The following is a 21,456-nucleotide window of genomic DNA, read 5'->3' on the forward strand; positions in this document are numbered from 1 at the left end:
TCGGACGGTGCGGACGTCACCCCGAGCCCGCCGTGCGGTGTCCGCGAGGACCCCCGTCAGCCGCCGACGTAGGCAGCGAGGTGCTCGCCGGTGAGGGTGGAGCGGGCCGCGACGAGGTCGGCGGGCGTGCCCTCGAAGACGACCTGGCCGCCGTCGTGGCCGGCGCCGGGACCCAGGTCGATGATCCAGTCCGCGTGTGCCATGACCGCCTGGTGGTGCTCGATGACGATGACCGACGTGCCGGACTCGACGAGTCGGTCGAGCAGGCCGAGCAGTTGCTCGACGTCGGCGAGGTGCAGGCCGGTGGTCGGCTCGTCGAGGACGTAGACGCCGCCGCTGGCGCCCATGTGGGTGGCCAGCTTGAGCCGCTGCCGCTCGCCGCCGGAGAGCGTGGTGAGCGGCTGGCCGAGGCTGAGGTAGCCGAGCCCGACGTCAGCGAGCCGGCCGAGGATGGCGTGCGCGGCCGGGGTGCGTGCCTCGCCCGCGCCGAAGAACTCCTCGGCCTCGGTTACCGACATCGCGAGCACCTCGCTGATGTCGCGACCGCCGAGGTGGTATTCCAGCACCGCCGGCTGGAACCGCTTCCCCTCGCAGTCCTCGCAGGTGGTGGCGACGCCGGCCATCGTCGCCAGGTCGGTGTAGATGACCCCGGCGCCGTTGCAGGTGGGGCAGGCGCCCTCGGAGTTGGCGCTGAACAGCGCCGGCTTCACGCCGTTGGCCTTCGCGAACGCCTTGCGGATCGGGTCGAGCAGTCCGGTGTACGTCGCCGGGTTGCTCCGCCGCGAGCCACGGATCGCGCCCTGGTCGATCGAGACCACTCCGGCGCCGGCCGGGATCGACGCGTGCACGAGGGAACTCTTGCCGGAGCCGGCGACGCCGGTGACGACGACGAGCACCCCGAGCGGGACGTCGACGTCGACCGACCGCAGGTTGTTCGCCGTCGCCCCGCGGATCTCCAGCGTGCCGGTGGGCGTCCGTACCTTCTCCTTCAGGGTGGCCCGGTCGTCGAAGTGGCGGCCGGTGAGGGTGCCACTGGCCCGCAGCCCCTCGACGGTGCCCTCGAAGCAGACGGTGCCGCCCGCCGTACCGGCGCCGGGGCCGAGGTCGACGACGTGGTCGGCGATCGCGATCGTCTCCGGCTTGTGCTCCACGACGAGCACCGTGTTGCCCTTGTTCCGCAGTCGCAGCAGCAGGTCGTTCATCCGCTGGATGTCGTGGGGGTGCAGGCCGATGGTGGGCTCGTCGAAGACGTAGGTGACGTCGGTGAGCGAGGAGCCGAGGTGGCGGATCATCTTGGTGCGCTGCGCCTCGCCGCCCGACAGCGTGCCCGCCGGCCGGTCGAGCGACAGGTAGCCCAGCCCGATCTCGACGAACGAGTCGAGGGTGTGCTTCAGCTTCGCGAGCAGCGGTGCCACCGACGGCTCGTCGAGGCCGTGGACCCACTCGGCCAGGTCGCTGATCTGCATCGCGCAGGCGTCGGCGATGTTGACGCCCCGGATCCGCGACGACCGGGCCGCCTCGCTGAGCCGGGTGCCGCCGCACTCCGGACAGGCGGTGAAGGTGACCGCCCGGTCCACGAACGCCCGGATGTGCGGTTGCATCGCCTCCCGGTCCTTGACGAGGAAGGACTTCTGGATCCTCGGGATCAGACCCTCGTACGTCAGGTTGACGTTGTCGACCTTGATCTTGGTCGGCTCCTTGTACAGGAGGTCGTGGAGTTCCTTCTTGGTGAACTTCCGGATCGGCTTGTCCGGGTCGAAGAAGCCGCAGCCGCTGAAGATGCGGCCGTACCAGCCGTCGACGCTGTAGCCGGGGATCGTGAGCGCACCCTCGTTGAGCGACTTGGTGTCGTCGTACAGCGCGGACAGGTCGAAGTCGGTGACCGACCCCATGCCCTCGCAGCGCGGGCACATGCCGCCCAGCCGGGTGAAGGTCGCCTTCTCGGTCTTCGTCTTGCCGGCGCCGCGTTCGACGGTGATCGCACCGCTCGCCTTCACCGAGGGCACGTTGAACGAGAACGCGTTGGGTGAGCCGATGTGCGGCTGCCCGAGCCGACTGAAGAGGATCCGCAGCATCGCGTTGGCGTCGGTGGCGGTGCCGACCGTGGAGCGGACGTTGGCGCCCATCCGCTCCTGGTCGACGATGATCGCCGTGGTCAGCCCCTCCAGCAGGTCGACGTCCGGCCTGGCCAGCGTCGGCATGAAGCCCTGCAGGAAGGCGCTGTAGGTCTCGTTGATCAGCCGCTGCGACTCGGCCGCGATCGTGCCGAACACCAGCGAGCTCTTGCCCGAGCCGGAGACCCCGGTGAACACCGTCAGCCGGCGCTTCGGGATGTCGATGCTGACGTCCTTGAGGTTGTTCTCGCGCGCGCCCCGCACGCGGATCAGATCGTGACTGTCGGCGGAGTGCGGCGCAGGCGACTGCGCGTCCGTGCTCGTGGCCATGCTCATCGTGTCTCCATCGGGTTACGCGGGGGCCGCCTTCGCGGCCCCCGTCGGCGTCGCCTGGCTCGAGCCCATCATCCTCGAGCGGTACCTCTGGTCATCCGTCGCCGTCGAGGTCGGGGCAGCGGTGCGCCGTCCACCTGACGGCTGGTCGGTGGACGACTCAGCTCAGTTCCTGGATGCGGACCATGTTGCCGGCGGGATCGCGGAAGGCGCAGTCGCGAACGCCGTACGGCTGCTCGGTCGGCTCCTGGACGACCTCGGCGTCGCCGGCCTGCAGCCGCGCGAAGACACCGTCGAGGTCGGGGGTGGCCAGCAGGATCATGGCGTAGGTGCCCTTGGCCATCATCTCGGTGATGGTACGGCGCTCGTCGTCGGTGACGCCGGGGTCGGCGACCGGCGGGTGCAGGACGATGGACGTGTCGGGCTGGCCGACCGGACCGACCGTGATCCAGCGCATGCCGTCGTATCCGACGTCGTTGCGGACCTCGAAGCCGAGGGCGTCACGGTAGAAGGCCAGGGAGGCCGCCGGGTCGTTGTGCGGGAGGAAGCTCGCGTTGATCGTGATGTCCATGGCAGTCACGCTAGGTGAGGATCGGGGGCCGGGGCTTCTCGATTCCTGACCGGTCTGGTCACCTTCTTCGCCACGCAGGACGGCATCCCCGCCGTCGCGCGTGCCGCCCGGCGCCGGTAGACGCTGGGCGGCACGCCGACCAACTCGGTGAAGCGGGTGCTGAAGGTGCCCAGCGAGGAGCAGCCGACCGCGAAACAGACCTCGGTGACGTTGAGGTCGCCACGACGCAGCAGCGCCATGGCGCGTTCGATGCGCCGGGTCATCAGATAGGCGTACGGCGACTCACCGTAGGCGAGCCGGAACTCACGGCTGAGGTGCCCGGCCGACATGTGCGCGCTGCGGGCGAGGGCCTCGACGTTCAGCGGCTGTGCGTACTCCCGGTCGATCCGGTCGCGGACCCGGCGCAGCCGCGCGAGGTCGTGCAGGCGCTGCGCCGTGGCGGATGTGCTGTTCACCTGCGAAATCGTGCCACATCGTCGGGGCCGGCAGCCGGGAGCCGCCGGTGAGGGCGGCTCCCGGTCCCGGTACGGGCGGTGTCAGTTGGCCGTGCAGGACAGCGTCGGCCTGCTGTTGGTGCCGTTCCAGGCGCCGACGAAACCGAAGGTGGTGCTGGCGCCGGCAGCGAGTGCACCGTTGTAGCTCATGTTGCGGGCGGCCACCGTCGCGCCGCTGCTGGTGACCGTCGCGTTCCAGGCCTGCGAGACGGTCTGCCCGTCGGCGAAGGTCCAGACCACCGTCCAGTCCCGGATCGCCGAGGTGCCGGCGGTCACCTTCACCTCACCCTGGAAGCCGCCCTGCCACTGACCGACGACCGAGTAGGTGGCGGAGCACCGGTCCGGTGGCGGCAGGGTGGGCGGCGGAGTGGTAGGGGGCGGGGTGGTCGGCGGGACGGTGGTGGGCGGCGGCGTGGTGGGTGGGGTGGTGCCGAAGATGCTGGCCTCCCGGGCGGTGGCCCTGATGCCGTGCGCCCCGTTGAAGATCCGCTCGCCCCAGGTGGTGAGCTGGTCGGGGTCGAAGTTCAGTGCCATGTCCAGGATCGGGTCGGTGTTGCCGCTCCAGGACCACCCGAGGTAGCCCAGCCCTCGGGCGTCCGCCTCGGCCAGCAGGGTCTCGTGGTCGACCTCGCCGTCGCGGAACCGCCAGCCGAACTCACCGATGACCAGCGGCCAGCCGTTGGCCTCGAACCGGTCGAGATAGTCGACGATGCTGGCGGCGGTGCTGTACACCGCGTACATGTGGATCGACAGCACCGTGTTGCGCTGGCTGTCGGCGTCGAGCACCGTCTGCGCGTTGTCCCGCATCACGTACTGCCAGTCCTGACCCCAGTTCGGGCCGTCGACCATGAGCAGGTGCGCGAAGCCGTTGGCCCGCATCTTCCGGATCGCGGCGACCGTGGCGTCGGTCCACTGGGCGGCGTTCACGTTGCCGATCGGCTCGTTGCCGATGTTGATCACGACATAGTCCTCCTCGCCGACCAGCGCGCTCTTCTGGCCGATCCAGTAGTCGACCGCCTCGTCGAGCGAGGCGGCGGCGCCCTCCTCGCCGTAGCCGGTGGTGTCGTGCACCTCCAGCACGCAGATGAGCCGGTTCTCCTTGCACAGGGAGACCACCTGGGCCACGTCGTTCGACGGGCCCCAGCGCTTGCCGGTGCCGAGCACCACCCGGACCGTGTTGGCCCCGAGTGCCTTGACGTCGGCGAAGGAGTCGGTGCGGCCGGTGAACCAGACGTGCGGGTGGTTCACCCCGCGCATGACGAACCGTTGACCGTTGGCCTCGACGATGTCGCTGCCCTCGACGTGCAGGCCGACCGCCGCGTGGGCGGGGGGCACGAACATCAGGACGGAGCTGACCAGCGTCAGCAACGCGGCACCGAGAAGGGTGAGTCGTCTCTTCATGACCTACCTCAGGAGTGGGAGGCCCGAGACCGGGCGAGCGCCGGGTCACAGGCGTTCAGGCCCCGACGACCCGTTGCCCAGACGGTCGTCGGTCGGCCCGGTGTGTGGACGTCACAGGACGACCCGGCTCGTGCAGAACGGTACGCAAGGGTGGTCGACGACGCAACGCGCCCGCCCGGCAACGGCGGGCGACCGTCGCCCCTCGCGGTGCCGTACGGTGTCCCGGATGGACGAATCGGTGGCCGGAACCGTGACGCCCCGCCGCCCGGGACGCGGCACCCTGGTGTTCCAGTACGTCACGGCGGCGATGTTCCTGCTCGGCGCGGCCTACCCACTGCTGGCCGCCGCGGCCGGCACCGGCGACTGGGCCGGGCTGGCCGATCCCCGCCTCGAACGCTACGGCGACCCCAAGGAGTGGTACCCGCCGTTCGGCGTCGAGGCGTCCTGGAACCCCCTTCTGTGGATCTTCGCGATCAGCAGGGTGCTCGTCATGGTCTCCGGGATCACCCTGCTGGGACTCGTCGGCGTGGTCGCCGGGGTGGCCCGGCTCGCCGGTGGGGGAGTGGGACGGGGCCGCTGGGTGGCCGTCCTGGTCGGCACCCTGCTCTGCGCGGCGGTCACCGTGGTCATGCTGACCCCGTACGGCGCGCAACTGCGCACCTGGCTGCTGGACTAGCGACCTCGTCGCTACTCGCCGCACCCCACGTCCGATGAGACGACGCGCCTCGTCGTGCGACCCACCGTGCACGAAGTCGTCAGCCGACACGAGGACGGGTCAGGCCGACGGTGGTGGCGAGGCGGGTCAGGTCGGCCGGGGTCGGGCCGGCGCGGAGGACGGCCGCCAGGGCGGCGTGGGCAGCGGGTCGGAGCCGGACTTCGGCGGGGGCGATGCGGTCGGCGGTGACGAGGGCGCGGCCGGCGGCACAATGGTCGCCGAGGTCGAGGTGGGCGCGGGTGATGTCGATCAGGTGGGCCGCGCGGTGTTCGGCGGGGAGCCGCTGCCAGGCGTCGCCGCAGACGGCGCGCTGATGCAGAGCGATGGCGAGGTGGTTGTCGCCGAGGCGCGCGGCGGCCAGTGCGCGGGCCAGGTCGACCACGATCGGCCCGAACCCGCCGCCGTCGTCGGCGTGCCGCGCGGCACAGTTGGCGGCGCGCTCGGTCAGGTCGTCCATCGCGGAGGTGTCCCCGCAGGTGGCGGCGGCGAGAGCGGCCTCCGTGAACAGGGTCGCGGCCAGGGCGGGATCGTCCGGAACGGTCGCGCGGGCCGGAACCGAGTCGATCGCCCGTACAGCGGTGGTCGCGACGGCCATCGCCAGCCGGCCCCGGTCGAGCGCGCGGAGTGCCTGCGCCAGAGGGACGGCGGCGAGGGCGGTACGACGCGGGTGACCAGCGGCGGCGGTCATGGCGCGGTCGGCGGCCAGCCAGGCGAGGTGGGGCTCGCCGAGTTTCACCAGCACTTGGGCGGTGAGCTGGTACACCCGCACCGGCAGGCCGGCGTCGGGGCGGTCGAGGTCACGGGTCGCGGCGAGCAGGTCGGGCAGCATCCGGAGCATCTGCGGGTGGTGGGCGTGCCGGTAGGCGGCCCAGGCGTACCCGATCTGGCGGTCGAGTTCGGCTGCCGATGGTGGCTGGTCGCCGGTGGGGTCGTGGTGGGCCAGTACCGCGCGGATCCGCTCCACGGCGGTGGCGGCGTCGGTGACCGGCGTCCGCCGGGCCGCGCGGCCGACCAGCACGCCGGGTGCCACGCCGAGGGCGGCGGCCACCGTCTCGATCACGGAAAGACGGTCGAGGGTACGCACGCCGCGCTCAACCTTGTCGACCCAGCTCTTGGACCTGCCGACGCGGTCGGCGAGGACCTGTTGACTCATGCCCCGACGGGCCCGTAGCTGCGCCACCCGCCGGCCGATCGGCAACTCCCGGCGGTCCTGCCGGCCAGGCGTGGTCACCGCTGGTCGCCGCAGTGCAGGGCCTCGGTGGACCGCCCACAGGACGGACACCACCGGGACTTGACCCGGAACGCCAGCAGCCCGAGCAGGAACCCCGGCACCAGCCCACCGAACACGATCGCCGCCACCATCTCGGAAACCACGAGCACTCTCACCTTCTGTCGAGGCTGGCTGGATGCAGGGCGTCAGGGCGACGCCCGTTTGCGGTTTCCAGTCGACCGGAGCGAATCCGTCGTGGGAGGAGGTGCGCGCGGTGCCTAAAGGTGCGAATCGGTGCCGTTGCGCGCGAGCCTCCATACGCCCGCTACTCTGCGTATGGAAGACCGTTACGCGGGAAGGGCCGACGGCGTGGCACTCAACGGAGAAGCGATCACCCGCCTGCTGGCCGAGGTGGGCTGGCAGCCCGAGCAACTCGCCCGGCGTCTCAACGAGTGCGCGCAGCGTCATGGCCGCGTGGAGCGGCTGCACCTCAAGACGCCGTACAAGTGGAAGAAAGGCGATGTCCCCCGTAGTCCGTGGCCCTCGCTGACTACGGCGTTGTTGTCCGAGCAGTTGCAGCGGATGATCACTCTCGACGAGCTGGGGTGGCCGGACGACGGGCTGGATGCTGTACCCGCCTCAGCCGGTCTCGAACTGCCCTGGTCGCCAGCCGGAGCCTTGCGGGCGGCCGAGGTGGTGAACGAACCTGAGGGAATGATGCACCGACGGATGTTCCTGACTCTGCTCGGTTCCGCACTCACGTCGTCGGCGCACGAGTGGCTGATCGCCCGGCCTCCGCGCGCCGTCGCGTCGATCACGGGTCGTCCGCTCTCCGGTGAGGTCGTCGATCAGCTTGACGCGGTCACCGCAAGCCTTCGACGCATGGACGACCATCTTGGCAGTGGGCAGACCCTCGGTCTGGTTCGCCAGCACCTGAGCACGGTGGTCGACGTGTTGCGCGGACGCAGCTACACCGACAGCGTCGGTCGACGCCTCCACGCCACCGCTGGGGAGTTGCTGCGGCTTGCCGGCTGGCTCTCGTTCGACGACGGCCATCACAGCCAGGCTCAGCGGTTCTGGATCGCCGGCCTCTACCAGGCCCACACCGCGGGTGACCGTGGGCTTGGCGCGAACATCCTCGGTTTCATGTCCTGCCAGGCCAAGGACCTCGGTCAACTACGCCAGGCTGTGACCCTCGCGGAGACCGCGCGAGCCAGCTACCCCGATACCAGCCCAAAGGTGTCGACCATTCTCGACCTGCGGGCCGCCGAGGCGTACGCCAACAACCGGTCGGTGACCGACACCCGCCGTGCGCTCGACACCGCCTTCGACCGGCTCACCGACAGTCGGCCAGCGCACGGCGACCCGGACTGGGCCTACTGGGTCGACGAGGCGCAAGCCCACGCCCAAGCCGGTTACTGCTTCGTCAAGCTTGAGGACTGGTCTCGCGCACGGGAGCACCTGAGGGCAGCGCTGCGGATACAGAGCAACGAGTACACCCGCGAGGGCGCGCTGCGAAACGCACTGCTCGCCACCACCTACGTCAAGCAGGTCCAACCCGACCTGGACAAGGCACTGGCTCTCGGCGACCAGGCCGTCCAGACGCTCACCGGCCAGGTCACCTCCGCGAGGTGCATCAAGCACGTACGTAACCTGGTCGACGCCCTCGGCCCATACCGACGCACCCACGCCGTCCGCCGGTTTTACCAGGACGCGAGAGAACTCGTCGCCGTTTGAGGTGGCCAGGAGGTTCGCCGACGCACGACCCCTGGCCATCACGTTGCCTGATGACGCACCCGTACGACAACGTCAAGGTGCCGGACGTCCGGTCAACTCAGCGGACCGAGCCGGACAGCATGCTTGATGAAGACGACGCCGTCGATCGTGTCGAGCTGGGCCGGGTCCAGCGGGAAATAGGCGAAGTCGGGGGAGACGCGCGGGGCGGGTTCGGTGACGGCCTGGGCCAGGCGGCGGGCGTCGACGAGGGAGTGGTCCCACGGGAGCGTGGACAGGATGCCCTCGACGGTGTCCGGGGACGGGGTGTCCCCTCCGGTCGTGCCGAGGGCTGAGGCCAGGAAGGCGTACCGGTCGCCCAGGTGCGTCGCGACGATCGCGCCCGCGCTCCACCACTCCAGCTGCTGGTCGCCGAGCGCCATGAAGCTCCTGTTCCGCTGGAGATGGAGGTTGGCGGCGTAGACCAGGGCCGGACCGTGCTCGGCGACGGCGCGCAGGTTGGCGGCCATCATCCCGTCTCGCAGGGCCGACAGCCGGGTCCATCGCGCCGGGGACGCGTCGGCCATCCAGTGGTGGTAGCGGAGCAGGCCGGTGGCGGTGCGTCCGTAGAGCGCCGCGCGCTCCCTGTTCTCCGCGCTCAGCTGCGGGGCCTGCGTGTCGAGCAGCGTCACCAGGTCGTCGGCGATCAACCGCAGCCGCTGGGCGTCGGCGGACCGGCCGATCGACCGGGACGGATCCCAGGCCGCGGCCTCGTTCGACCACCGGTCGTCCGGGCCCAGCAGCGTGTCGAGGGTTTCGCTGGTCACCACGGCGCAGGGGAGCGGACCATCGAGGAGCGCGTAGAGGGCGGTGAGCGCCTGGCGCGGACTCGCCGCCCAGTACTCCAGAGGGCCGTCGAACCCGAAGAACCGGAGCTTCTCGTCATGCTTCTCGTTGTAGGCCCGCATCCAGCGCACCAGCTCGCGGTTGGCCGGTATGGCGCCGAAGCCGTGGCTGAAGCCGCGTTCCATGACGTCATCGAGCGTGCCCGCGCCCGTCGTGACGTAGTCGTCCACCACGAGGCCCGCAAGGCAGTCGCTCTCGATGGCGAACGACCGGTAGCCCTCGTGCTCGACCAGGTGCCGGAAGATCTCGTTGCGCAGATCGCCGAGCTCCCCCACGAAGTGTCGGGCCTCGCCCAGACCGAGCAGCAGGGGCCGGGCGGGAAGCGACCGGAGGAACGCCGAGACGCTCGCACCGTCGAGCGGCCGGGCCGTGTCCTTGATATCCATTCCTTCAACGGTATCGTTGAACCTTCGGTGTGAACTTTTCCTGGAGTTGCCTGCTCTCGTCGCGATGTAACCTTCAAACGGTGATGCAGCCATGAGGCCGGTGGACCTGGCGCGCGAACACGGCCTGTCCACCCAGGCGATCAGGAACTACGAGGACGTCGGCATCCTGCCCACCGCCGACCGCACCGTCCACGGGTACCGCACCTACAACCCGCTGCACGCGCAAGCCCTGCGCGCGTTCCTCGCCCTCGCGTCCGGGCATGGTCACCGGACAGCCACGTCGATCATGCGGGCGATCAACCGGGGTGCCGCCGAGGAAGCGCTACGGCTCATCGACGAGAGCCACGGCCAACTGCTCGATGACCGTCGTACCGTCCAGGCCGTCGAGTCGGCGCTCCGCGATCTGGTGCCCGTGCCGCAGGAACGCGGCGACACGTTCATCGGTCCCCTGGCCCGACGGCTCGGCCTCCGCCCTGCCACTCTGCGCAAATGGGAGAACGCCGGGCTGGTCCGGCCGCGCCGCGATCCGCAGACGGGCTACCGGGTCTACGACGCGGCCGACGTGCGGGACGTCCGGCTGGCCCACCAGCTCAGGCGGGGTGGCTACCTGCTGGAGCAGATCGCCCCGCTGATCGCCGAGGTCCGCTCCGCCGGTGGCGTCGCCCCGCTGGAGTCGACCCTGCGCGACTGGCAGGCTCGCCTGTCCGCCCGGGGGCGCGCCATGCTCAGGGGCGCGGCCGACCTGGACGCGTATCTCCGCGCCCGCGAGTCCTGACGCCCTTTGATATCCATCGTGAGCTATCCGAATTCCATTGCGTCCGCCGAACCCGGCGGGATGGCGGAATGACGGATAGACATTGAGCGATAGCTGTTTGTAGTGTGTGGACGGATGTGGTCGTCCGTGTTAAAGTCGGCCCCCGCGAGTGCCTACGATTGGGGTGGGCGGGGGATGCGATCGAACTGGCGTGCATGGGCGCTCGTCGCCGTCGGCAAATTTCGTGGCTGATCCGGGACTGCCTGGTGGCGCGACTTATGCGGTCAGTCGAGCGGATGCTCCACCGTATCGACCTGCGGGTATGTTGCGTTGATCCGTGCGTCAAGCTGAATCCAGCGTTATTTGCGCGCCTATGGGCTGCGCGGAGGAGGCGTTTCTCCCGTCGTCGTGTTCGATACCTTCGAGATCTGATGTGAAGGGCAGAGGAAGCTGATGGCATCTCATGGTCGCTACGACGTGGTGGTAGTCGGGAACGGAGTCGTCGGCTCCTCCATCGCCTTCGAGTTGTCGCGCCGGGGGACACGAGTCGCCCGCATCGGTGAGCCGAACCGGAAGTACGCCGCGTCGACGGCGTCCGGCGCCATGCTGGGCTGCTTCGGTGAGGTGACCACCGCACTGCTGGCCACCGCACACGGCCGCGCCAAGCTGGCCGTCGACTACGAGGCCCGGGGCATGTGGGCGGGCTGGGCCGACGCCCTGGCCGACGCCGCCGCCGACGAGCGGACATTGGTGACCTCGCGGGGCACGCTGGTGATGCTCAACAGCACCGGGTCCAAGGCGGTCGACACCGGCAACTTCCAGGCCATCGAGTCGGCCCTGAGGTCCTACGACGAGCCCTACGAGCGGGTGGACCCGCAGAACGACGCCTGGCTCACCCCGAACGACCTGCACCGGTCGTTGGCGGGGCTCTACATCCCGGCCGAGCGGTCGGTCGACTCGGAGCTGCTGCTGACCAAGCTGGACACGGCACTGGGCAACACGTCGGGGACGATCATCGACGGCCGGGCCCGGACGCTGGTCACGCAGGGGGACCGGGTCACGGGCGTCACCCTCGAGGACGGGACGGTGGTCGGTGCCGACACCGTGATCGTCGCCGCCGGTGCGACCTCCCTTGACCTGCTCGGAACCTTCGAGGACGTCGCCCGACGCGTCCCGCCCATGGTCAGCGGATACGGCGTCTCGGTCGTCGTCGGGACGGCGGACGGCCGGGTGCCCGACTCCGTGCTGCGCACGCCGAACCGCTCCTTCGCCTGCGGCCTGCACTGCGTGCCCCGTGGGGACGGCAGCCTGTACATCGGCGCCACGAACATCATCTCCCCCGATCCCCGTCAGCACGCGCTGCTCAGCGACGTGAAGTTCCTGATCGAGTGCGCCGTCGACCAGCTGCACACCGAGCTGGAGGACGCCTCCCTCCAGAAGCTCCAGGTGGGCAACCGGCCGATCCCGGCCGACGGGTTCCCGCTCTTCGGCCGGCTCGACGGGACCGCCAACGTCTGGATGGCAACCGGCACCTACCGCGACGGCCTGCACCAGTCGCCGCTGCTCGCCCGGCAGATGGCCGACATGCTCGACGGCGGCGAGGCGCACCCGGCCCTCCGCGACTTCGTGCCGGTCCGGGCACCGCTGTCGTCCGGCAGCCGTGAGGAGATCGTCGAGACCGCGGTGGACCACATGCTGGGCACCGGGTGGGAGGCGAAGTGGACCGTCAACCGGGAGTGGCCCACGATCCTCTCGTCGAATCTGCGTACCACGTACCGGAGCATCGCTGACGCCCTGCATCCGACCTTCACGCCGCCGTCGGAGCTGTTGGTGGAGTTGGACGACGTGCTGGACGAGACCCTGCACGACCCGCTGCGGCAGGCGCTGACGTCGTACTACAAGGAGTGGGAGTGAACCGGTCGGACCGTCCCTGACCGCTCCGGCGCCCGTGCACACGCCGGCCGGTCAGCGGGGACCTGCCGCGGTGTACCACCGTCCGCGGCAGGTCCCCGTGCTCGACAGCCGGTCGGCCCCGGCGCCCGCCTCCCCTCGGGTGCCGGTCCGGTCGGGCTCGCCGTCGGGTCAGGTCAGCGGATCCATGTAGAGCAGGCGCAGGTTGTTCACCACGGTCGCCTGGGCGACCAGGTACGCCTCCACCTGGGCCGGTGTCCAGGCCGGATTGTTCTGCAGCACCCGGGCAGCCGCGCCGGTGACGTGCGGCGCGGCCATCGACGTGCCGCTCACGATGCGGGTGGTGGTGTTGCTGCCGTGCGAGGACGAGAGGATGTTCACGCCCGGAGCAAGGATGTCCACACAGCTACCGAAGTTGGAGAAGCTTGCCCGGGTGTCGTTGCTCTGGGCGGCCCCGACGACGATCGCGGCGCTGACCGACTGGGGTGAGAAGTTGCACGCGTTGGTGTTGCTGTTGCCGGCGGCGATCGCGTAGGTCACCCCGTCGGCGATCGAGTTGGCCACTGCGGCGTTGAGCGACGTGCTCATGCCGCCACTGAGGCTGATGTTGGCCGCCGCCGGCTCGCCGGGCTGGTGGTCGGCGGTCACCCAGTTGATACCGGCGATGAGCCCGGCGAGCGTGCCACCGCCGGCACAGTCCATGATCCGTACCGGAACCAGTCGCACCTCCTTGGCCACCCCGTACGTCCTGCCACCGACGATGCCGGCGACCTGGGTGCCGTGGCCGTTGCAGTCGTCGGCGGGGAGCGCACCGTCCACCGCGTCGTAGCCCTGACCGGCCCGCCCGCCGAACTCGACGTGGGTGTGGCGGATACCGCTGTCGATGATGTACGCGGTGACCCCGAATCCCGTACTGGTGTAGCTGTACCAGCCGTTCAATGGCGTCGTCCGCTGGTCGATGCGGTCGAGGTTCCACGGCGCGTTGACCTGCGTGGCGGTGGTCCGCACGGTGTGGTTCTGCTCGACGAGGGCGACCGCCGGGTCGGCGGCGAGGCGTCGGGCGGCGGGTTCGGGTAGTCGTACCTCGAAGCCGTTGAGGGCGTGGCCGTAGCGGTGGCCGACTGTTCCGCCGTAGCGGTGGGCCAGTGTGTCGGCTTGTTGGGACACGGCGGCGGGTCGGGTGCCGGCCGGGCCGCCGACGGCGTTGTCCCGGAGGACGACGAGGTAGCTTCCCGGGACGGCGGTGGCACTGCCGGCGTTCAGGATGTCGCCGACGGCCGGTGCCGCGACCGCCGGGCCACCGACCGTGGCGGCGACCATGGCCGATACCGCGAGCACACCGACGACGCCCGATCGGCGTCGACGGGGGTAGAGGGATGTCATCGATTCGGTCCTCCCTGCTCAGGCCGCCACGGCACGCACGGGGCCGGGCGGTGGTGTGGACGGTACCGACGACGCTATCCGCTCGATTCAGGACAGTCGATGGTGAGGATTTCGGGACGGCGGTGCGGGGTCGTTCACCGGGCGACCAGGGTGTGCGCCGTGTCCGGTGACAGCGGTCGGTCGCTGTAGAGCAGCCGAATGGCCGAGGCGTCGGGATTGCCCGCGTCGGGTCCCCGCCAGACCAGTTCGAGTCCCGCGCGCTCCACCGTCCGCCGGGAGCGGTCGTTGCCCTCCAGCAGGTAGGCGGTCAGCGGCAGATCCGGGCGCAGGTGACCCGCCACCGTGGCGGCTGCCGTGCTGATCTCCTGCGCGTAACCCCGCCCCCAGAACCGGGGCAGAAGGCGAAAGCCGAGGTTCCACGCGACGCCGTAGCGGACGAAGCAGCCTCCGATACCGACGAAGGTGTCGTCCGCGTCCCGCTCCGTGCGCCAGGCGGTCCAGATGCCGAGGCCGTCCCGGTGCCACGCGGCGCGCCAGTTCTCGATCATCCGAGCGGTCTGCCCGGTGTCGTGGTGGCGGCTGAGCGGGTCGGGCCCCCACACCTGCGGGTCGGCGTACAGTCCGAACAGATCCGGCAGGTCCCCCCGGGTGGGAGTTCGCAGGATCAAGCGCTCGGTGGTGAGGCCATTCGCGGCGTCCTCGACGTCAGACACCGGGTCATCGTGGCCCAGTCTGCGCATCTCTCCAAACGATTTGCCGGACCACCCACGCGCCAGGCGGACCGCGTCACGTAACGCGGCGCAGGCTCGGGACGAAGTACCGGTGTCACCAACCGCCGCACCGAGGAGCCGCCGATGGGTCGCCCGCCACCACTGACCGCCCCGGAGGTCTTCACCGCCTTCTACCGCGCGCACGTCGACGCGGTGCTGCACTTCGTCACCCGCCGGGTCGACGATCCGCACCTCGCCGCGGACATCACCGCCGAGGTGTTCTCCGCCGTCATCGCCTCGGCGGCGAGCTACGACCCGGACCGGGGCAGCCCGGTCGCCTGGCTCTACGGCATCGCCCGCAACCAGATCGTCGACGACGCCCGGCGGCGGGCCCGGGAGACGGCCGGACGCCGCCGCCTGGCCGGCCGTCGCCTGCTCGACGACGACGACATCGGCCGGCTCGAGGAGCGCATCGACGCCAACCGGACCGCCCGCGAACTGCACCGGCGGCTGCAACGGTTGCCGGAGTCCGAGCGGGCCGTCATCGAACTGGTCGCCGTCGACGGCCTCACGGTCACCGAGGCCGCCACCGCCCTGCGGATCCGTCCCGGCGCGGCCCGCGCCCGGCTGTTCCGCGCCCGACGTGCCCTCGCCGACACCACCGTGGAGGAACCATGCCTGAGGATCCCGTGACGACCACCTTCGAGGAGCGCCTGCTCGCCCACCTCAGGACCGAGCTGCCGCCGCCCTCGCGAGCCGGCGGGAGGCGGTGGCTGGTCGCGGCAGCCGCGACGGTGGCGCTGGCCGGCACCGGGGTCGCCGGACTGGCCACGGTCCGGCCCGCCTACGCCATCGAGGTCGGATCCGACGGCAGCCTCACGGTGACCGTGAACAGCATCGACGCGGCCGACGTGGCGGAGGCCGAGGCCGACCTGAAGCGTCGCGGCGTGCGGATCGAACTCGTCGCCGCGACCCACGATTGCCTCGGCGTGCTCGGTGCGCCGCTGGTCGTCCCGTCGCACCCGCCGCTGACCGGTCCACCGTCGCGGGAGCAGCGTCCCGAGCTGTACGCGTTCCAGGCGACCGGCGACGGTGTCTTCGTCGTCCGACCCGATGTCATTCCTGCTGCCGAGGTGCTCTGGGTCGCCCTGGCCGACGACGGGAACACCCTGGCCACGGTCGCCGGCTTCGTCCCCACGGGCGCCCCCGGACCGGACTTCTGCGCCTGAGACCCTAGCGTCTCGCCAGTTCGGCCAACTGGTCGAAGGTGCGCACGAGGACCGCACGCCGCTGCTCCCGGTATTCCGGACCGGGCTCCAGCCCGTCGATCGTCCGGTCCCAGACGGCGAGGTACCTGCTCTTCCAGTCGGCGATCGTCTCCGGGGCGGGCAGGTTGGCCCCCACGTACCTCTGCTGCGCGAGGAGGTGGAGCAACTCCAGGTTGCAGGGCACCGCGACGCCCCAGTACTCGTCGGGCTCGATGCCGACCGGGTCGCCGGACATCGCCTCGGTGACCTCGGAGATCAGCCGGCCGGTCAGATCCGCCAGGTGGTCGGCCGCCGTGTCGTCGTCGAAGTTGCCGCTACCCCAGGTGCCCATTGGTCCTCGCTCCACCGCGTCCGATCGTTCGCGGCATTGAACCAGGCACCACCGACACCGCGGTGGTGGGTCGGCGTGCCGTCGTGGCAGGGCTCCGAGCGCACGGCTCCGAGCCCTGCCACGCACCGCGGGCCGGCAACGCTAGGCGAACGTGTACGGCGTCAGGTACTCCGGCACCAGGATCCGGGTACGCGGCGCGGCCCGGCGCACGGCGGCGAGGAACCGGTCGAGCCGGTCCTTGTCACCCGGCGTGACCGTCGGCGGGTTCCGCAGCGCCACCTCGAAATGGTCCCAGTGCACCGGCACCACCGTGGCCGGCCAGTCGAGCGCGGCCAGCAGGCGCGGCACGTACGCCGGGGTGACGTCGGTGTTCGGCACCGCGATCATCGCGACGTCGGGGGCGAGGCCGGCGAGGTTCCGCTCGACGAAGTCGCTCGCGCCCATGAAGAACACCGACGGGCCGCCCCTCGGCGTCAGCAGGAACGCGAGGGTGTCCCCCTCCGGCAGGTCCTCGACCTTCTCCGGTCGGGCCGGCACGGCGACGCGGACGCCGGGGAAGGCCATCGAGTACGAGGCGTTGCGGCTGTGCAGCGCCGCCACCACCTCGACGGTGTAGTCGCCGAAGTCCAGCACCTCGCCGCCGGAGACCGGGCTGAGCTGCGAGGTGGGCAGGCCGTAGGCCATCCCGAGGTGGTACGCCGTGAGCGTGCCGAACACCCGGGCGCCCGAGCGTTCCGCGATGTGCGGCACGTCGTTGAAGTGGTCCCAGTGCGTGTGCGTCACCAGGATCGTCTTCGGGCTGCCCGGGTGGTCGGCGATGCGGGTGGTGTCGACGGTCAGCTCGGTGGCCGGATCGAACGCTCCGTCGAACAGTCCGGTGTCATAGCGGCTCAGGTACGGATCCACCAGCACGGTCGTCGCGCCGATGTCGACGCGCCAGCCGGAGGTTCCGAGCCAGCGGAAGGTGGCTCCGGGACCGGACGATCCACGGCGACGGGGCGCGGCGGAGCCGGCGGACGGAATCGCGGAGGTGGTGGCCACCGTGGCCAGGGCCGCTCCGGCGGCGGTACCCAGGAACCGGCGGCGGCCGAGTGTTGAGTCGGTCATGGCGCGCAGCCAACCACCAGCCGGCGGGGCGCGTCCAAGACGCTCGGGGCACAGCCGCGATACCCGATCGCATATCGGTCCTGCGTGGCACGGCCGGTGGCGGCGTCGGCCGAGGTGACGATCACATCGCGCGCAGCGTCTCGACCGCCGCCCGGGCGGCTTCGCCCATGGCGAGGTCGACGTCGATGCGGCGGGTGGCCAACCGCTGGGTCCGGGCGAACACGGCGATCGCGTACCGGCCGCCGTCGGGGTACTGCGCCACGCCGGCCTCGATGTGCAGCCCGGGCAGGGTGCCGGTCTTGGCGGCCACCGCCACGTCCGGCGGGAAGCCGGACGGCAGCCGCGTCCAGAACATCTGTCGCGACATCAGGTCACGGACCATTGCGCACGCGGCGGGCGGCCCGGCCTCGTCCCGCCAGATCAGGGTCAACAACCGGGTGATCTCCCGCGCGGTGCTGGACGTGGTCCGGTCGGGGTCGAACACCCGCAGAGCGCGTATCCGCTGCTCGGGCAGCGTGGCGAAGGTCCGGGCGAACTCGGCGGCGTCGCGCGCCCCGACGTCGGCGAACATGGTCTCCAGGAGTTGCCGAGGTCCGCCGATCACCCGGGTCCGGGTGAGCCCCAACTCGGCGGCGAGCAGCGGCAGCAGGTCCGGGCCGACCCGGCGCATGAGCAGGTCGGCGGCGGTGTTGTCGCTGACCGACATGGTGAAGTACGCCAGGTCGCGCAGGGACAGCTCCACGTCGTCCGCGCAGCCGGCGGTGCCCCAGCCGCCCAGCCGGTCCTCGGCGCGTACCAACACCCGTTCGGTGGGGTCCAACTGCCCGTTCGCGGCCTGCCGGGCGAACTCCAGCACCAGCAGGATCTTGAACACGGACGCGATCACGACCTGTTCGTCCGCATCGACACCGACCTCGTGGCCGGTGTCGATGTCGACCGCGTGCAGGCGCGCGTCGACCCCCACCCGTGCGAAGACGTCCCCCGGTAGCATGCCGTCACCCTAGCTATCGTCGGTCAGGTGGATCTTTTCCGGCACTTGCGCTATTTCGTCGTGGTGGCGGAGGAGCTGCACTTCGGCCGCGCCGCCGAACGCCTCGGCATCGCCCAGCCCCCGCTGAGCCAGGCCATCCAGCGACTGGAGCGGGAGTTGGGCGTCGAGCTGTTCGACCGCTCCCGGCGTCAGGTCGAGCCCACCCCCGCCGGCCGGCTGCTCCTGGACCAGGCGCGCGGGCTGCTCGCCGGCGAGGAGCGGATGCGGGCGCTGATGCGGATGGTGCGTGAGGGCACCCTGGGCACGCTGCGCGCCGGCGTACCGCCGGAGACACCCGCGGCCACCCTCCAGGCCCTCCTTCGGCGGCTGGCCGAACGGGTCCCCGGTCTGGACATCGACCTGCAGGAACTGACCACGGGCGAACAGGTGCGGATGCTCGCCGACGCCCGACTCGACATCGGGCTGCTCCACCATCCGGTCGACGTCCCGGACCTGCGGTTCGGCCCCGCCGTGCGGGTGCGGCTCGGGGTGGTGCTGCCCCGGGTGTCGCCGTTGGCCCGCCTGCCCGAACCGGCCCTCGCCGACCTCGCCGGCCACGACCTCGTCCTGCCACCGCGCGTCACCGCCCCGGGCTGGCACGACCACGTCCTGGACGTGTGCCGACAGCACGGCTTCGCACCGGCCCGGATCCGGCACGCCCACAACCCCGAATTCCTCATCGGTCTGGTGCTCGCCGGGCGGGGCGTGGCGTTCGAACCGGAGAGCACCGCCCGGCGGGAGCCGCGCGTGGTCTGGCGACCCCTCGCCGGCCATCCGCTGGTCCGGACCACGTCCGCCGCGTGGCCGGCGCAGGCGCCGCACCCGGCGGCGGAGCGGTTCGCCGACATCGCCGCCGAGACGCTGGCCGAGGCGGCGCCGGTACCGGCAGCGCTGCGGGCGCCCACGGCGCCGGATCCCTGGACGGTCGTGTACGCCCCACGCGCCACCGAACCCTGAAGGCACCACACGGTGCCGTCGCTCCCGTCGGGAGGGCTGCGCCGGGCCACAGGTCCGACTTGGCCTCGGACCGCCGGCCGAGGAAACCTGGTCCATAACGGCTAGATTTTCTCAGGGGATTGGGGTAGCCTTCTTCAGGTCGAGAACAGAGAACAGCAAAGACGCAGACGGACCGCCCGGCCGTGAGGTCACGACGGGCTTGGGGGACGGGAGCACGTTGCGCCGTCCGCCATCGAACGGAACCAGAGGTACGCCAGCCCCGGGGCTACACGCGAGGGGATGGTGCAGGTGTACGGGGCCATGAAGTCGCGTGGGCTCCGACGCCGGTAGACCGCTCAGCAAGGGAAAGAAGAGGAAAGGGAGGGCCTTACACCGTTGGATCGCCCGCCGTCAGCCGTGAAACCAGGCTGGGCGGACACCGCAGTTTCCATCGAACGAAAGGTGGTCTCCGGTCACGCTTATGCGATCCCCGCACCCGAAGCCTTCACATCGGGCCGGTGCGGATACGACTAGCCGACACTCCTGTCGGCAGATGGTGTTCTGACCCGTAAACCCTGGGCCCCGGCGCGCGAGCGCCGGGGCCCTCGACGTGGAGGTGACATGGGGCAAAACCCCGATGACATGTTCGGCGACGAGGACTACCCCGCCTACACCATCGGCCAGGCCGCGGAGATGCTCGACACCTCCCAGGACTTCCTGCGCCGGTTGGACGAGGCGAAACTGATCGACCCGCACCGCTCCGCCGGTGGCCATCGCCGCTACTCCCGCTATCAGCTGCGCCTGGCCGCCCGAGCCCGGGAGATGGTGGACCAGGGCACCGCTCTCGAGGCCGCCTGCCGGATCATCATCCTGGAGGACCAGCTCGAGGAGGCCCTTCGGCGCAACGAGGAGCAACAGGGGACGCAGCAACCCGGTTGACCGCCCCGCACCCGCGTGACCTCCGCGTCTGCCAGCGTGGGGTGTGGATGTCCGGCTCAAGTGGTTGCTCCCCGTGATCCCTTGAGCCGGAATCTCGTCGTACGGCGTCTGCCCACTGCTGGTCACGGCGACCGTGACCGGTCGGGCGGCCGGTCCAGAAGGTGTGCAGGTCCAGGGAGCCCGGCGCGGGCACGGGTAATCCACCTGCACTGTCGAGGGTGACCGGACATCATGGGGCTGTGCTCTGCATCGACGCGCCTCTGGAGACCGACCGCCTACTGCTGCGCCCGTTCCGGGTCGACGACGTGGACGCGCTCCACGACCTGCGTACCCGTGAGGAAGTGCTCCGCCATCTGTACTGGCCGCCGGCGACTGTCGAGCAGACCCGTCACGTCATCGAGCAACGGCTCAGCATGAACACCCTGGCCGGCGAGAACGACTCCCTGGTGCTGGCAGTGGAGCAGCGGGACACCGGACGCATGGTCGGCGAGGTGGACCTGCGGTGGCTGAGTGTCGAACATCGGCAGGGTGAGGTGGGGGCGATCCTGCACCCGGAGGCGCAGGGACGCGGGTTCGCCACCGAGACGGTGTCGGCCCTGCTCGATCTCGCCTTCGACCGGCTGGGGCTGCATCGGGTCACCGCGCAGACCAACGCGCGCAACGCGGCGTCGATCCGGGCGCTGCACCGGCTCGGCATGCGTCAGGAGGCCCACCTCCGCCAGTGCATCCACTTCGCCGGCACCTGGCACGACGAACTGGTCTTCGCGATCCTGGCCGAGGAGTGGGCGTCGAGGACCCCGGCCGGTGGGTGAGTCCGCCCTGCCTCTCGCCCCCGCCCGTTGCCCTTCCTGACGTACCAACCCGCCGACCGACGGCGTCGGTGACACGGTTCCCGGAGGTTTCCCACCATGACCCGCAAGACCTACCAGGTCATCGTGCGCGGCAAGTTCGCGCCGCTCGACGAGGAGCAGCGGGCCGCGCTGCTCTCCAGAGCCGACGAGCACGACGTCTTCGGGGCCAGGTTCACCGAGGAAGGCACCGTGACCTACGAGCGGTCCCTGCTGACGTTCACCTTCCGCTGTGTCGTCCCGGCCACCGAGGAGGACGAGGAGGCTGCCGTGATCGGCCGGGCGGAAGCGCTCGCCGCGTCCGCCGTCCGGGGACTCGGTGCCGACCACCGCGAGCTCACGTCGGTGTCGACCGATCTCGACAGCATCAAGATCCGGCGGCGCGGACGATGACAC

Annotated in this window: 22 protein-coding genes; 10 read left to right on the forward strand and 12 right to left on the reverse strand. The window is 70.7% G+C overall.

The window, feature by feature from the left end; genetic code table 11:
* Nucleotides 1-56: 56 nt before the first annotated feature.
* The 4 genes from ACIBJE_RS20345 to ACIBJE_RS20360 form a co-directional block, all read right to left on the reverse strand.
* Nucleotides 57-2,450, reverse strand: a complete 2,394-nt coding sequence (locus ACIBJE_RS20345; protein ID WP_396750515.1) for an ATP-binding cassette domain-containing protein — start codon at nucleotides 2,448-2,450, stop codon at nucleotides 57-59.
* 157 nt (nucleotides 2,451-2,607) lie between these two features.
* Nucleotides 2,608-3,018 (reverse strand): VOC family protein, encoded by a 411-nt coding sequence (locus ACIBJE_RS20350; RefSeq protein WP_396750517.1) that lies wholly within the window; start codon nucleotides 3,016-3,018, stop codon nucleotides 2,608-2,610.
* 5 nt (nucleotides 3,019-3,023) lie between these two features.
* On the reverse strand, nucleotides 3,024-3,473 hold the full coding sequence (locus ACIBJE_RS20355) for a helix-turn-helix transcriptional regulator (protein WP_396750519.1): 450 nt from the start codon (nucleotides 3,471-3,473) through the stop codon (nucleotides 3,024-3,026).
* Nucleotides 3,474-3,554: 81 nt separating this feature from the next.
* A complete protein-coding gene (locus ACIBJE_RS20360; RefSeq protein ID WP_396750521.1) occupies nucleotides 3,555-4,913 on the reverse strand; it encodes a cellulase family glycosylhydrolase in 1,359 nt (452 codons plus the stop codon).
* Nucleotides 4,914-5,139: 226 nt separating this feature from the next.
* On the opposite strand from ACIBJE_RS20360, the gene ACIBJE_RS20365 reads away from it, so the two are divergent.
* A complete protein-coding gene (locus ACIBJE_RS20365) occupies nucleotides 5,140-5,589 on the forward strand; it encodes a hypothetical protein (protein ID WP_396750523.1) in 450 nt (149 codons plus the stop codon).
* Between the two features lie 79 nt (nucleotides 5,590-5,668).
* Here the strand turns inward: ACIBJE_RS20365 and ACIBJE_RS20370 are convergent, their stop codons facing one another.
* Together ACIBJE_RS20370 and ACIBJE_RS20375 are read right to left on the reverse strand one after the other, a co-directional pair.
* Nucleotides 5,669-6,859 carry a helix-turn-helix domain-containing protein gene (locus tag ACIBJE_RS20370; protein WP_396750525.1) on the reverse strand — a complete coding sequence of 397 codons (1,191 nt, stop codon included), beginning with the start codon at nucleotides 6,857-6,859 and terminating at the stop codon, nucleotides 5,669-5,671.
* Nucleotides 6,856-7,002 (reverse strand): hypothetical protein, encoded by a 147-nt coding sequence (locus ACIBJE_RS20375; RefSeq protein WP_396750527.1) that lies wholly within the window; start codon nucleotides 7,000-7,002, stop codon nucleotides 6,856-6,858. Before ACIBJE_RS20375 ends, ACIBJE_RS20370 begins: the two co-directional genes overlap by 4 nt.
* A gap of 130 nt (nucleotides 7,003-7,132) precedes the next feature.
* On the opposite strand from ACIBJE_RS20375, the gene ACIBJE_RS20380 reads away from it, so the two are divergent.
* Entirely contained in the window at nucleotides 7,133-8,575 is a 1,443-nt protein-coding gene (locus tag ACIBJE_RS20380; protein WP_396750529.1) for a hypothetical protein, read from the forward strand.
* Between the two features lie 92 nt (nucleotides 8,576-8,667).
* On the opposite strand, the gene ACIBJE_RS20385 is transcribed toward ACIBJE_RS20380, so the two are convergent.
* The gene (locus ACIBJE_RS20385) at nucleotides 8,668-9,843 is read right to left on the reverse strand and encodes an erythromycin esterase family protein (protein WP_396750531.1); all 1,176 of its coding nucleotides are present in this window, start codon (nucleotides 9,841-9,843) and stop codon (nucleotides 8,668-8,670) included.
* A 91-nt stretch (nucleotides 9,844-9,934) separates the two neighbouring features.
* Between ACIBJE_RS20385 and ACIBJE_RS20390 the strand changes: the two genes are divergently transcribed.
* Nucleotides 9,935-10,618 (forward strand): TioE family transcriptional regulator, encoded by a 684-nt coding sequence (locus tag ACIBJE_RS20390; protein ID WP_396750533.1) that lies wholly within the window; start codon nucleotides 9,935-9,937, stop codon nucleotides 10,616-10,618.
* Between the two features lie 432 nt (nucleotides 10,619-11,050).
* Nucleotides 11,051-12,511, forward strand: coding sequence for an NAD(P)/FAD-dependent oxidoreductase (locus tag ACIBJE_RS20395; RefSeq protein ID WP_396750535.1), 1,461 nt, complete (start codon nucleotides 11,051-11,053; stop codon nucleotides 12,509-12,511).
* A gap of 168 nt (nucleotides 12,512-12,679) precedes the next feature.
* On the opposite strand, the gene ACIBJE_RS20400 is transcribed toward ACIBJE_RS20395, so the two are convergent.
* Both ACIBJE_RS20400 and ACIBJE_RS20405 read right to left on the reverse strand, forming a co-directional pair.
* Nucleotides 12,680-13,891, reverse strand: a complete 1,212-nt coding sequence (locus tag ACIBJE_RS20400) for a S8 family serine peptidase (RefSeq protein WP_396750537.1) — start codon at nucleotides 13,889-13,891, stop codon at nucleotides 12,680-12,682.
* Nucleotides 13,892-14,025: 134 nt separating this feature from the next.
* On the reverse strand, nucleotides 14,026-14,604 hold the full coding sequence (locus ACIBJE_RS20405; protein ID WP_396750539.1) for a GNAT family N-acetyltransferase: 579 nt from the start codon (nucleotides 14,602-14,604) through the stop codon (nucleotides 14,026-14,028).
* A gap of 141 nt (nucleotides 14,605-14,745) precedes the next feature.
* Between ACIBJE_RS20405 and ACIBJE_RS20410 the strand changes: the two genes are divergently transcribed.
* Entirely contained in the window at nucleotides 14,746-15,294 is a 549-nt protein-coding gene (locus ACIBJE_RS20410) for an RNA polymerase sigma factor (RefSeq protein WP_396750541.1), read from the forward strand.
* The gene (locus tag ACIBJE_RS20415) at nucleotides 15,276-15,830 is read left to right on the forward strand and encodes a hypothetical protein (RefSeq protein ID WP_396750543.1); all 555 of its coding nucleotides are present in this window, start codon (nucleotides 15,276-15,278) and stop codon (nucleotides 15,828-15,830) included. The genes ACIBJE_RS20410 and ACIBJE_RS20415 overlap by 19 nt, the downstream gene beginning before the upstream one ends.
* A gap of 4 nt (nucleotides 15,831-15,834) precedes the next feature.
* Here ACIBJE_RS20415 and ACIBJE_RS20420 read toward each other — a convergent pair whose 3' ends face one another.
* The 3 genes from ACIBJE_RS20420 to ACIBJE_RS20430 form a co-directional block, all read right to left on the reverse strand.
* Nucleotides 15,835-16,215 carry a DUF4259 domain-containing protein gene (locus tag ACIBJE_RS20420; protein WP_396750545.1) on the reverse strand — a complete coding sequence of 127 codons (381 nt, stop codon included), beginning with the start codon at nucleotides 16,213-16,215 and terminating at the stop codon, nucleotides 15,835-15,837.
* Between the two features lie 126 nt (nucleotides 16,216-16,341).
* Nucleotides 16,342-17,307, reverse strand: coding sequence for an MBL fold metallo-hydrolase (locus ACIBJE_RS20425; RefSeq protein ID WP_396750547.1), 966 nt, complete (start codon nucleotides 17,305-17,307; stop codon nucleotides 16,342-16,344).
* Between the two features lie 121 nt (nucleotides 17,308-17,428).
* Nucleotides 17,429-18,298, reverse strand: coding sequence for a serine hydrolase (locus tag ACIBJE_RS20430; RefSeq protein WP_396750549.1), 870 nt, complete (start codon nucleotides 18,296-18,298; stop codon nucleotides 17,429-17,431).
* 27 nt (nucleotides 18,299-18,325) lie between these two features.
* Here ACIBJE_RS20430 and ACIBJE_RS20435 point away from each other — a divergent pair, with 27 nt between their 5' ends.
* The 4 genes from ACIBJE_RS20435 (at nucleotide 18,326) to ACIBJE_RS20450 (ending at nucleotide 21,453) form a co-directional block, all read left to right on the forward strand.
* On the forward strand, nucleotides 18,326-19,294 hold the full coding sequence (locus ACIBJE_RS20435) for a LysR family transcriptional regulator (protein WP_396750551.1): 969 nt from the start codon (nucleotides 18,326-18,328) through the stop codon (nucleotides 19,292-19,294).
* Between the two features lie 600 nt (nucleotides 19,295-19,894).
* Nucleotides 19,895-20,212 (forward strand): helix-turn-helix domain-containing protein, encoded by a 318-nt coding sequence (locus tag ACIBJE_RS20440; RefSeq protein ID WP_088983772.1) that lies wholly within the window; start codon nucleotides 19,895-19,897, stop codon nucleotides 20,210-20,212.
* A 239-nt stretch (nucleotides 20,213-20,451) separates the two neighbouring features.
* Nucleotides 20,452-21,024, forward strand: coding sequence for a GNAT family N-acetyltransferase (locus tag ACIBJE_RS20445; RefSeq protein WP_396750553.1), 573 nt, complete (start codon nucleotides 20,452-20,454; stop codon nucleotides 21,022-21,024).
* Nucleotides 21,025-21,120: 96 nt separating this feature from the next.
* Nucleotides 21,121-21,453 (forward strand): DUF6204 family protein, encoded by a 333-nt coding sequence (locus tag ACIBJE_RS20450; protein ID WP_396750555.1) that lies wholly within the window; start codon nucleotides 21,121-21,123, stop codon nucleotides 21,451-21,453.
* Nucleotides 21,454-21,456: the final 3 nt, after the last annotated feature.

It is taken from the genome of Micromonospora sp. NPDC050187 (assembly GCF_044459745.1).
Taxonomy (GTDB): Bacteria; Actinomycetota; Actinomycetes; order Mycobacteriales; family Micromonosporaceae; genus Micromonospora.